Source organism: Halothiobacillus neapolitanus c2 (assembly GCF_000024765.1).
Lineage (GTDB): Bacteria > Pseudomonadota > Gammaproteobacteria > Halothiobacillales > Halothiobacillaceae > Halothiobacillus > Halothiobacillus neapolitanus.
Genome location: NC_013422.1, coordinates 1,845,838 through 1,857,517 on the forward strand (window position 1 = coordinate 1,845,838; position 11,680 = coordinate 1,857,517).

Annotated in this window: 14 protein-coding genes; 3 read left to right on the forward strand and 11 right to left on the reverse strand. The window is 56.9% G+C overall.

What is annotated here, in order from left to right:
- Positions 1-11: 11 nt before the first annotated feature.
- The 3 genes from HNEAP_RS08555 to leuC are packed head-to-tail and all read right to left on the reverse strand — an operon-like array spanning position 12 to position 3,045.
- A complete protein-coding gene (locus tag HNEAP_RS08555) occupies positions 12-938 on the reverse strand; it encodes an EamA family transporter (protein WP_012824573.1) in 927 nt (308 codons plus the stop codon).
- A 15-nt stretch (positions 939-953) separates the two neighbouring features.
- Positions 954-1,604 (reverse strand): 3-isopropylmalate dehydratase small subunit, encoded by a 651-nt coding sequence (leuD, locus tag HNEAP_RS08560; RefSeq protein ID WP_012824574.1) that lies wholly within the window; start codon positions 1,602-1,604, stop codon positions 954-956.
- Between the two features lie 34 nt (positions 1,605-1,638).
- Complete coding sequence (leuC, locus tag HNEAP_RS08565) at positions 1,639-3,045, reverse strand: 3-isopropylmalate dehydratase large subunit (RefSeq protein ID WP_012824575.1); 1,407 nt, start codon at positions 3,043-3,045, stop codon at positions 1,639-1,641.
- A 124-nt stretch (positions 3,046-3,169) separates the two neighbouring features.
- On the opposite strand from leuC, the gene HNEAP_RS08570 reads away from it, so the two are divergent.
- Complete coding sequence (locus HNEAP_RS08570; protein WP_012824576.1) at positions 3,170-4,054, forward strand: LysR family transcriptional regulator; 885 nt, start codon at positions 3,170-3,172, stop codon at positions 4,052-4,054.
- 53 nt (positions 4,055-4,107) lie between these two features.
- Here HNEAP_RS08570 and HNEAP_RS08575 read toward each other — a convergent pair whose 3' ends face one another.
- Positions 4,108-5,199, reverse strand: a complete 1,092-nt coding sequence (locus HNEAP_RS08575) for an alkene reductase (protein WP_012824577.1) — start codon at positions 5,197-5,199, stop codon at positions 4,108-4,110.
- A gap of 81 nt (positions 5,200-5,280) precedes the next feature.
- Entirely contained in the window at positions 5,281-5,646 is a 366-nt protein-coding gene (locus HNEAP_RS08580; RefSeq protein ID WP_081441190.1) for a DUF2288 domain-containing protein, read from the reverse strand.
- A 121-nt stretch (positions 5,647-5,767) separates the two neighbouring features.
- On the opposite strand from HNEAP_RS08580, the gene HNEAP_RS08585 reads away from it, so the two are divergent.
- Both HNEAP_RS08585 and HNEAP_RS08590 read left to right on the forward strand, forming a co-directional pair.
- Positions 5,768-6,166: a cupin domain-containing protein gene (locus HNEAP_RS08585; protein WP_012824579.1), complete on the forward strand. Its 399-nt coding sequence runs from the start codon at positions 5,768-5,770 to the stop codon at positions 6,164-6,166.
- A gap of 16 nt (positions 6,167-6,182) precedes the next feature.
- Entirely contained in the window at positions 6,183-6,464 is a 282-nt protein-coding gene (locus tag HNEAP_RS08590; RefSeq protein WP_012824580.1) for a hypothetical protein, read from the forward strand.
- 141 nt (positions 6,465-6,605) lie between these two features.
- On the opposite strand, the gene kdsB is transcribed toward HNEAP_RS08590, so the two are convergent.
- The 6 genes from kdsB to HNEAP_RS08620 all read right to left on the reverse strand — a co-directional run bounded on the left by kdsB (position 6,606) and on the right by HNEAP_RS08620 (position 11,668).
- Positions 6,606-7,376, reverse strand: a complete 771-nt coding sequence (kdsB, locus tag HNEAP_RS08595; RefSeq protein ID WP_012824581.1) for a 3-deoxy-manno-octulosonate cytidylyltransferase — start codon at positions 7,374-7,376, stop codon at positions 6,606-6,608.
- The gene (locus HNEAP_RS08600) at positions 7,373-7,591 is read right to left on the reverse strand and encodes a Trm112 family protein (RefSeq protein ID WP_012824582.1); all 219 of its coding nucleotides are present in this window, start codon (positions 7,589-7,591) and stop codon (positions 7,373-7,375) included. Before HNEAP_RS08600 ends, kdsB begins: the two co-directional genes overlap by 4 nt.
- Before the next feature lie 70 nt (positions 7,592-7,661).
- Positions 7,662-8,684, reverse strand: coding sequence for a tetraacyldisaccharide 4'-kinase (gene lpxK / locus HNEAP_RS08605; protein ID WP_012824583.1), 1,023 nt, complete (start codon positions 8,682-8,684; stop codon positions 7,662-7,664).
- On the reverse strand, positions 8,685-10,490 hold the full coding sequence (gene msbA / locus HNEAP_RS08610) for a lipid A export permease/ATP-binding protein MsbA (RefSeq protein WP_012824584.1): 1,806 nt from the start codon (positions 10,488-10,490) through the stop codon (positions 8,685-8,687).
- Between the two features lie 145 nt (positions 10,491-10,635).
- Positions 10,636-11,034, reverse strand: a complete 399-nt coding sequence (locus HNEAP_RS08615; protein WP_012824586.1) for an ExbD/TolR family protein — start codon at positions 11,032-11,034, stop codon at positions 10,636-10,638.
- A gap of 10 nt (positions 11,035-11,044) precedes the next feature.
- A complete protein-coding gene (locus tag HNEAP_RS08620; protein ID WP_012824587.1) occupies positions 11,045-11,668 on the reverse strand; it encodes a MotA/TolQ/ExbB proton channel family protein in 624 nt (207 codons plus the stop codon).
- Positions 11,669-11,680 lie beyond the last annotated feature (12 nt).

Genomic DNA, 11,680 nt, shown 5'->3' on the forward strand with positions numbered 1-11,680 from the left:
CTCAATCCATCTCAATTAATCGACATGTCGGCCAGCGCGATCATCACCACGCCAACCGCCACCAAAAACAAGGCGAACACTTCATGGCGGGTGAAGCGTTCCTTCAAATAAAAATGGCCGAACAACAAGGTGAACAGCACTTCGATTTGCCCCAAACCGCGCACCAGCGCCACTTGCGTGAGGGCGAAACCGGCAAACCACGCTGCCGAACCCAAGGCAGACAGCAAACCAACCGGTAAGGCACGTCGCCAAACCACCATGCATTGCCGCAAATCGCGACGTGCGAATTTGAGCATGTATGTGCCCTGAACCAACACCTGAATACTGTTGGTCACCAACAGAACAAGCAGTGCCTTAATCAACACCGGCGTCTGCTCGCCCAAGGTCAGGCTGGCTTCACGCAAGGCCAGCGCCGTCAGTGCAAAGGCCAACCCAGCGCCCAAACCAAACAGGGCCGCTGGTTGCATAGAAATCTTAAGCCAACCCAAAAACGTAAATTTCTCCGTCGGCAAGGCCAGCCACAATACGCCAATCATGGCCGTCACGGCACCGATCACTGCCCACTGGGGCAGCGCAATACCGAACACGAGCACCGAAATCAGCACCAATTGTACCGCTTCGGTTTTCGCATAGGCCGTGCCGACCAGATAGTTGCGATGCCCGAAGGCGGAAATCAGGAAAAAAGTGCCGAAGATCTGCGCCACACCGCCAGCCAAACAGTACAACACGAACGCGACGGACAACGACGGCCATGAACCAGACAACCACCACAGCGCCAGAACGAGCATGAACACATCAAGCGGCAGTGCGTAAAAATAGCGGACAAACGCCGCCCCACTTGCCGTCAGTTCATGACGCAGATTTGCTTGCAGCGCCGTGCGCCACGCCTGAAAAAACGCAGCAACCAGCGTGATCGGTATCCAGGCGGGGATGTCCACAGGCTCCCCGAGCCATTACGCCTGTTTGTCGAGAAACAACCACGGTGCGGTTTGCTGACGGCGAGATTCGTAAGCGCGGATGTCGGCGGCGTGTTGCAAGGTCAAACCGATGTCATCCAGCCCTTCGAGCAAGCAATGCCGACGGAAGGCATCGACTTCAAATGGGATCACCGAGCCATCGGGCTTGATGATCTGCTGCTTTTCGAGGTCAACCGTCAATTGATAGCCTTTATCTGCCGCCACTTCTCGGAACAGTTGGTCGACCACCTCTTCTGGCAAGGCGATGGGCAACAAACCCGTCTTGAAGCTGTTGTTGAAGAAAATATCGGCAAAGGACGGCGCGATTACCACCCGGAAGCCAAAATCGGTGAGCGCCCACACCGCGTGTTCCCGCGAGGAGCCGCAGCCGAAGTTGGTACGGGCCAAAAGGATCGTGGATTGATCATACGGCGGTTGATTCAGGATGAAATCCGGGTTTTTTGTGCGCTGGCTGTGGTCCATGCCCGGCTCGCCCGGTTCAAGATAACGCCAGTCATCAAAGGCATTCGGCCCGAATCCGGTTCGCTTGACCGATTTCAAATATTGTTTGGGGATGATGGCATCGGTATCGACATTTGCGCGATCAAGCGGCGCGACAATACCGGTATGAGTTGTAAAAGCTTGCATGGTATTTCCTTACTTAACGTGATCGGGTGACGGCTCAGTTGATCTGGCGCACATCGACGAAATGGCCAGCAATCGCGGCGGCGGCGGCCATCGCCGGGCTGACAAGATGCGTTCGCCCGCCCTGCCCTTGGCGGCCTTCAAAGTTGCGATTGCTGGTGGACGCGCAGCGCTCGCCCGGTTCTAAGCGATCCGCGTTCATCGCCAAACACATCGAACAACCCGGTTCCCGCCATTCAAAACCGGCGTTCAGGAAAATCTTGTCCAGGCCTTCTTTTTCCGCCTGCTCACGCACAAGGCCAGAACCCGGCACGACCATGGCGAGCTTGACGTTCGAAGCCACCTTGCCATCGCCGATCACGGCAGCGGCAGCGCGCAAGTCTTCGATGCGCGCATTGGTGCACGAGCCGATGAACACTTTATCGATGGCGATCTGTTCCATCGGCGTGTTGGCTTTCAAACCCATATAGGCCAAGGCTTTACGCATACCATCGGCCTTGACGGGATCGGTTTCGTTCGCCGGATCGGGCACGGCTGCCGACACGGGAACGACCATCTCCGGTGAAGTCCCCCAGCTGACTTGCGGCGCAATCTCGGCCGCATCCAACACGACGACTTTATCGAACACCGCATCGGGGTCGGATTTGAGCGTGCGCCAGTAAGCCGCTGCTTGTTCGAACAGCTCGCCCCGAGGCGCGAACGGTCGGCCACGGAAGTACTCGATGGTTTTTTCGTCCACCGCGACCATACCGGCACGCGCGCCGCCTTCAATCGCCATGTTGCACACGCTCATGCGCCCCTCGATCGACAGCGATTCGATGGCTGATCCGGCAAACTCGACGGCATAGCCCGTACCGCCGGCTGTGCCGATCGTGCCGATGATCGCAAGCACGACATCCTTGGCGGTCACGCCCGCGCCAAGTGCACCATCTACGCGAATTTGCATGGTCTTGGCGCGCTTTTGCAACAGGGTTTGCGTCGCCATGACGTGCTCGACCTCGGACGTGCCGATGCCGAACGCCAGCGCGCCGAATGCGCCGTGCGTGGAGGTGTGCGAATCGCCACAAACAATCGTAGTGCCCGGCAAGGTAAACCCTTCTTCCGGCCCGATGACGTGCACGATGCCTTGGCGTTTGTCATTCATCGCGAATTCCTGCACGCCGAATTGGGTGCAGTTGCGATCCAAGGTTTCAACCTGCTCGCGGGAAACAAGATCGTCGATGCCGCGCAGCCGATTCGTGGTCGGCACGTTGTGATCCGGCACGGCCAGCATCGCGCCCACGCGCCACGGTTTGCGGTTCGCCAAGCGCAAGCCTTCAAACGCTTGCGGGCTTGTTACCTCATGCACCAGATGACGGTCGATGTACAAAAGCACCGTGCCATCTTCCTGCTCGCGCACGATGTGTTCATCAAAAATCTTGTCGTAAAGGGTTTTGCCAGACATGAGTCGCTCCTTTGGGCATGTGCACCGAATGTGAAGACGAGCTTAACCGCTGCCATATAAAACCAAAAATAGTATTTTTTCATATAATCTATTCCCGATGGTTATATCAAAAGAAGCAAAGCGCATGAATCCCGCCCATATCGATCATCAACAGATTCTGGCCTTTTTGAGCGTGGCACAAACCGGATCGTTTTCGGCCGCAGCGCAGCAACTTCATCTGACGCAACCGGCCGTGAGCAAGCGCGTCGCCCTGCTCGAATCACAGGTGGGTGCCGCCCTGTTCGAGCGTCTGGCCAGACAGGTTGTGTTGACGGAATTCGGTGCGCAGTTTCTGCCCGCCGCCCAGAAGGTGCGACAGGCTATGGATGATCTGGCGGCGGTCACCTTGGACAGTTCACGTCCATTGAGTGGGCGGCTGGCGATTGCACTGAGTCATTACGTCGGCCTGCATTTACTGCCATCGGTGTTGGAAACCTTCAGTCGACGGTATCCGGATGTCGTGCTGGATCTGCGATTCATGGACTCCGAAGCGGCCATTGACGCCGTGGCCCAGGGATCGGTTCGATTGGCGTATGGCACGCTGGGTCATAGTGCGCCTTCCACGGTCGAGACAACGCCGCTCTGGCAGGAAAAACTGGTGCCTCTGGTCGCCCTGCGCCATGCAGAACAGCACACACCCACACTCCATGAACTGGCCCAACACCTGCCCGTGATCGCCCCGGCAGCCCATACGAGCACCCGTCAATCCATCGATATCTGGCTGAACGCACTGCAGATCAGGCCACTTGCAGTGATCGAAGTGAACCAACTCGATTCGATCGCGCTTCTGGTCGGCACCGGAATCGGTTGGGGCGTGCTGCCCGAAACCTTGCAGAATTCGGATTTAGCGCGATTGCCGGATACCGCGCTGGCACCGCCTGAACGTCAACTGGGTTTGATTACCCAAAAAAATCGCCCGACCCATCGGCTGGCTCAGGCGTTTATGGATTGCGTGACCGAAAGCCAATAACAAAATCAGGGCATAGAATCTGGGCCCAAAATCTGGGCACAGAAGGCTGACAATCAGCCCGAATAGATGGGGTAGTCGGTATAGCCTTTGCTGTCGCCACCATAGAACGTGCTGGCATCAGCTTCATTCCAGGGCGCATCCAGACGAATGCGATTAACCAGATCAGGATTGGCGATAAACGGCACACCGTACGCGACCGCATCGGCGTGGCCTTCGGCAATGGCAGCTTCACCGCTGGCTTGCGTGTAGTGGTAGTTGACCATCAGCTTACCTGGCCATAATGGGCGCAGATCGTTCAAATCAAAATGCGGCCCTGCCGCGCCCGGCTGATCGCTACCCATACCGGCAACGTGCAAATAGGCCAATGGATAAGCGGCCAGTTCCTTGACGACATAAGAGAATGTGCTCCAAGGATTGCTGTCGCTCATGCCGTTGGCAGGCTGGAGCGGGGAAATCCGAATCCCCGTGCGGTCGGCACCCACGGCGGCTGTCACCGCCTCGACTACTTCACGGATCAGCCGGAATCGATTTTCCAGAGAACCGCCATAAGCATCGTCACGATGGTTGGTGCCGTCGCGCAGGAATTCATCGAGCAAATACCCATTGGCCGCGTGAATTTCCACGCCATCGAAACCCGCTTCGATCGCATTCTTCGCAGCCTGAACATAGGTCGCGACGATACCGGGCAATTCGGCCAGCTCAAGAGCACGCGGCGTTTCATACGGAGCCTTGCTAAAATCCGCGGTGCGGCCCTCACCCGCAATGGCAATGGCCGAAGGCGCGACCGGTAACTTGCCACCCGGTTGAAAACTCGAATGCGACACACGACCGACATGCCACAGTTGCAACACCATCTTTCCACCGGCTGCGTGCACGGCCGAGGTGATTTTTTTCCAGCCCGCGATCTGCTCGGCACTATGGATACCCGGCGTGCTCGGATACCCCTGCCCTTCGGGCATGATTTGCGTCGCTTCACTGATGATCAAGCCCGCACTGGCCCGCTGGCGATAGTATTCAACCATCAGATCTGTGGGCACATTACCCTCGCCCGCGCGACAACGCGTTAATGGCGCCATCACCATGCGATTTGCCAAACTGATCTGCCCCAGCGTGATGGGCTGCAACAATGCGGAATTCGAACTCATGAATCGTCACCTCGAAAATAGATTGCCTGCGAATAGTTAGCCAAATAATGAATGGCTTGAGATAAATTAGCACATCGGCGATCACTCCACAGGCGCATCGTTGGACGAACGATCCTGAATGAGCACCCAGGGCGTGACGACCACGCCCCAAAGGTCGGCGGCATCCGAAGACCAGTGACGTGCAATATCGGTGGGCAACAGCACGAAATCACCGGATGCCATCCAGTCTGCGACGCGCGACTTATCATCCTCGGCCACGGCGACGGCGACTTCAACCAAATCAAGTGAGCTGCCCACGTGGATCACCTGCCCACGTGCGAAGAAAGGTTCGATTTGTGCCCAGCCAATCGGAGCAGTTTGCCCGAAAAACAGAGCCCAGCGATCCAGCGGTTCTTCACAGGCTATGCTCGTGGATACCGTGTCGCGCGGTTCGTTTTCGGGATTCATGGGTAAATTCATGGTCAAACCGTTCTCCAAGAAGTGATAATCTGCCGCCAGCATTTTTACCGGATACCGTTACACGTATCTTTAAAACAGGGGCTCTGTCGAGCATAGCCAAGCGACTTCGATGACAAAATCCGCACGGCATAAACGCCGAACGCCAATTCAGGGCGCATTTTATCTCAAACACCGGGCTGATTGCCCGGTAGTCACGCAGGCAGACGGCCTGACGCTAAGGTATTTGCTGCCCCAGAACAGTGTGGAAAAAAGCACGACGACAATAGGCCTGCAGGAAGTGGAACTGCAACCGGGCACACAAACCGACGGACACTCCGCTGCGGGCGAGCAGATCGTGTGGCAAATCCTGCAAGGTGCGGGGCTGATGAATTTGGGTGAAACGCAGTTTGCGGTCGTGCCCGGCGACATCATCCTGATTCCAGCGGATCAACCCTATCGTCTCACCAACAAGTCTGAAGTTGCATTACGGCTCAATCAGATCACAACGCCAATCCCCAACCCTTCTTAAGTTCAAAGGATTTTCTATGCGCATTCAACGTTCAACATTCGATTTTTTGATGATCAGCGCCATTCTTGGCAGCATCGCTCTGGTGACGAGCTACTTTGGTTACGGCGCAGGCACGTTGGTGATTTTATTTTGGGTTTTGGTGATCCTTAGTCGACTTAAAAAGAGTAAAAACACCGATTCAGTACAAGAAAGTACACGCGGGCACACGGATCAGTCCACCAACCAATCGACAGGTGATCGAAACCCAGCACGCAGTGACGCAGGCAAAGACAATGATAGCGATGGTGGCGGCGACTAACCGGTTATTGAAAAAGGGCTTTCCTGCCGGTTTTCCACTCGCCTCGTCGCGGTACGCGCCCGCGACGAGTCCCGATCCATTCCCGACGGAGCGATCGAGCAATCCATGGTTTGCCTTAGCAGGGTGGTTTTCAATACCCGGCTAAACCCGCGTTTGCAGCACGTCCCGTACCCGCTCCAGATCTGCGGGCGTGTCCACGCCTGCGTGGGGAATCATCTTGGCCACTGCCACGGCGATTGACTCGCCCATGGCCAAAGCGCGAAGCTGCTCCAATTTTTCCGCCCTTTCCAGCTCGGCCATCGGCGCTGCAGTGAAGCGTTGCAAGAATCCGGCACGATAGGCATAGATTCCCAGATGTCGATAACCGAGCACGGCGCCATGCTCCGGCAACCCATCACGATGGAACGGAATCGGCGAGCGAGAGAAGTACAGGGCTTTACCCGTATCACTGGCCACGACCTTCACGGCCGAGGGGTCATTGAACTCATGCGCATCGATGATTGGCACCATCAGCGTCGCCATGGCCGCCTCTTTCTGAGCAACCAATAGGCCAGCCACTTGCCGCAACAATTCGGGATGCATCAGCGGCTCGTCACCTTGCAGATTCACCACGATTTGATCTTCGGGCAGGTCCAGTTGCGTGACCACTTCAGCCAGCCGGTCGGTGCCGGATTCGTGATCGTTACGCGTCAGTACGGAATGAGCCCCGAATTGCTGGGCCACTGCATGGAGGTCGGCGTCGTCCACGGCCACAATGATGCGCTCGGCACCACTGGCTTTGGCACAATCGTGCACCCATGCCAACATCGGACGGCCGTGAATATCGGCGAGCGGTTTGCCGGGCAACCGCGTCGAGCTCATCCGTGCCGGAATAATGACGCAGAAATCGCCATCGAAAGTCACTTCACTCACGGGGCGATTGGCTCGGCAGGATGGGCTTTGCGCAGTTTCTCGTACTCTTCGTCCTCAAGCGGACGGGCATCCGTTTCCAGCATGATCGGAATGTCGTCACGAATCGGATAGGCCAAACGGGCCGATAGCGAAATCAACTCATTGCTGTCTTGTTGATAAATTAATGGCCCCTTGGTCACCGGGCACACGAGAATTTCAAGCAAACGTTTATCCACAAAAATCCCCTCATAAAATTAGACGTTTTCGCCTTATCCACACCACAAAAAACCGTTGGTCATCTCATCGTCAAGTCGGGCATTCAGGTCGGGGCGGTAGTTTGTCCAAAATGGCACGAACCAATTCGTCTGGCAACCGGATTTGTCCGATAACAGCAAACACCTGGCCTGGGCGAACATGCCAAGGCAGGCGGTTTTGCTGCCACTTCACCGCATCTTTCTCTGTCATCACAATCGGGCTGCCTACCCGGCGAAGATAATGAAGCAATGCCGGAGGTACGGGTTGATGATCCTCCAATGCATAGGTTTCCAGACTAAGACCCCGGTCACGCAACGCAGTGAAGAACTTTTCGGGGTGCCCAATACCGGCCAATGCGACGACGGTTTGGTCGCCCAATCCTAGTATGAAATCGTCCACGCTCTGGATGCTCTGATCGAACAGATCGCGCACCCGCGTCAATTCGAACTGAACGGCCCATTGATCATCAGAAAACTGTTCGCCGTTGACGATAACGAAGTCGACGTCATCGAGGGTTTTTGCCGATTCTCGCAGTGGCCCCGCCGGCAGGCATAATCGATTGCCCAATCTACGAACGCCGTCGATCACCACGATTTCGACTTCGCGGGGCAAGGCGTGATGCTGCAAGCCGTCATCACTCAGGATGACATCCACCTCCGGGTGTCTGGCGCGCAATTGTTCGGCCGCCCGCACTCGGTCTGGATGAACGAACACGGGCACGTTCAGGGCATGATGGATCAACCAGGGCTCGTCGCCAACGGCATCAGGCCCGGCGGCTTCGGACACATCGCGCGGCTCGATCCCGATTCTGGCACCGTAGCCCCGACTGATCACCCCCACCCTGCGTCCGTGCTCGGCAAGCGCGCGCGCCAATGCGATCAGCACCGGCGTTTTGCCGGTTCCGCCCACGGTGATATTACCGATGACGACCACCGGGCAACCATCCTGTAGACGCGCTTCGCCGCGCTCGGCAGCAGCCCGCCGCCGCCGCGCGACCATACAGGTAACGAGCGAGAGCGGCCAAAGCAACCAACTGCGCAATCCGCGCCGCTGCCAAAAATCGGGATACCGCATTTACGAAGACATGGCCACAGTTGAGCCCGATGCCGAATCGGATTTGAACTGCAAGCGATGCAGCGCGGCATAAGCACCATCGGCTGCCAGCAGTTCAGAATGCGTACCGGTTTCAACGATTCGTCCCTTGTCGAGCACCACAATCATATCGGCGTGTTCAATCGTGGACAGCCGATGGGCGATCACCAGCGTTGTCCGCCCACGACTAAGGTTATCCAAAGCCGCCTGAATATACCGTTCCGATTCGGTATCGAGCGCCGATGTCGCCTCATCCAGAATCAGAATCGGTGCATCGCGGTACAGGGCGCGGGCAATGGCCAATCGCTGCCGCTGGCCTCCAGATAGCAATACGCCATTTTCACCCACTTCGGTGTCGAACCCCTGCGGGAGCCGCTCGATGAAATCGAGGGCAAAGGCTGCTTCTGCCGCGGCGCGCACACGCGCTTGATCTTCCTGTCCCCCATCGCTGTAGCCGATATTGGCGGCAACCGTCGTGTTGAACAGAACGGTGTCCTGCGAGACATAGGCAAATTGCCGGCGCAGATCAGTCAGCTTCAACGTGGAAATGGGGTGATCATCGAGATAAATATCGCCCCGATCAATATCCACAAAACGCGGCAGGCTGGCAATCAGGCTGGATTTGCCCGCACCGCTGCGCCCGACCAGCGCCACGGTTCGCCCCGCATTGATGTCCAGAGAGATATCCGAGAGCACCCAAGGTGCCTGTTCGCCTGTCGCGTAGCGCAGACCGACCCCATCAAAACGAATCCGCCCCGAAACCCGTTCGATGGGTACAGGCATTGGTGCATCGTGTTCGCGTGGTTCGTCCATCAGGCCAAACAGGCTCTCGCCCGCCGCAATGCCCTTTTGCAGCACGGCATTAACACCGATCAGACGCTTCATGGGCGTCAGCATCAGGCTCAGTGCCGTAATGAAGGACACGAAGGTACCGACACTGATGGTCTGCATCCGATCCCCGGTCGTCGCAAACCAGACGATGCCAGCAATGCCAATCGCCAAAATGAACTGTGTCAGCGGCGATGAAGCCGCCGTGACGGCCTGCATCCGCATGAAATCCTTGAAGTTGCGCTGATTGATGGCGGCAAAACGCGCCGCTTCATAGGCTTCCCCACCGTAGAGTTTGACCACGCGATGACCGCCCACCACTTCTTCGGCCACATGGGAAACCTGCCCCATGGAGTTCTGAATCTGGCGGGCATGGCGGCGGAATGCCCTGGAGATTCCGCCAACCAGCACGACCAGAACGGGCGCAAGCACGACGAGAAACAAGGCGAGTTGCCAACTCAGATAAAGCATCCATACGAGCAACCCGAACACGGTAATCGTGTCGCGAATCAGCGTCGTCAGCGCGCGCGAAGCTGCCTCTGAAACCTGTTCGCTCTGGTAATTCAACCGCGTCAGAATTTCACCGCCGGGCACACGATCGAAATAACGTACCGGCAGGTGCAATACCTGATCGAACACGTCGCGTTTAAGGTCACGAATCACGGATCGACCGACCCAGGCCATGCCATAGCCGGAAGCGAATTCGGCCACAACTCGCACCAGAAAAACGACGAGCAGCAGTGCGGGCATGAGATGGATCGTGGTGGGGTCACGGCTCACGAAACTGCCGTCAAGCAGCGGCTTCATCAGGGCAGCGAAAGCGACTTCGGTCAGGCCGGCCGCCACCATGCCGATGATGGCGAGGATCAGCACACGCGTGTATTGGCGCGTATAGCGCAGCAAACGTCGGTAGGTCGCCCAGCCCGATGCGGGCGTCTGCGTGGAATCGTGTGCCGTCATGCCCTGCCCGGTTTGTGAATTCTGTCTTGGCTTAATTCATGGTTCATTTCATGGTTCATTTCATGGTTCATTTCATGGTTCATTTCATGGTTCATTTCATGGTTCATTTCATGGTTCATTTCATGGCTCATTTCATAGCTCATTTTTAGGGGGGCGTCGTCCCAAGGCCAACCTTGGTTATGCCTGCACTGCGCACCAGATCGAGCACGGAAATGACCTTCTGATTGATCACTTCCGCATCCGCCCAGACCACGACCGGGCGACCGTCTTTGGCAATGGCCTTCAGCTGCGGCAACAAGGCATTGCTCGGCATGATGTGTCCATCCAGTGCAATCCGACCATCCTTGGCAATCTCGATCACGTGATCCTTGACCGGGGCGCGCTGCTCACTGCCTTGATCCGATACCGGCAGCGTGACATTCAATGCCCGGTCATGAATGAATGTGGTCGTCAGCATGAAGAAAATCAGCAGCATGAAGATCACATCAATCAGCGGGATAAGATTCAGCTCAAGTTCCTCTCGCGGTCTTTGGCGGAATTTCATGGCGATTCCCTCAGCGCTTACCGGATTCGGTCGGATGAATCATGTCAACCAGTCGAATGGCCTCACGCTCCATTTCGATGATGCGCTCGTCCACCAGACCACGGAAATAGCGGTGAAAGATGTAGGCAGGCACGGCGACCATGATGCCGCCTGCCGTCGTGACCAGTGCCTTGGAAATCCCCCCGGCCAGCAATTCGGGATTGATCCCCGCAGCACCGCCACTGGCCGTAATCGACTGGAACACATCGATGATGCCTACAACCGTGCCCAGCAATCCGAGTAAGGGCGAGATCACCGCGATGGTGCCGAGCGTATTGAGATAACGCTCCATCTGATGCGCGACATGACGACCGGCATCTTCGATCCGGTTGCGCATGGCCTCGGCACTGCCGACATCCTGCAAGCCAGAGGCGAGCACAACACCGAGTGGCGACATGCGCGCCAATTCAGAAACCTTGTTCTGCGTCAATTGCTTACTTGCGATCCAGCTTTCTACCGTTCCGACGGGATCTCCACCCATCAGTCGGCTATGGCGTAACGCCCACAACCGCTCGAATATGATCGCCAGCGCGATAATCGAGGCCAGAATAATGGGAATCATCATTCCGCCGCCCGCCAATACCAGTTCCATCATGTCGCGTTACTC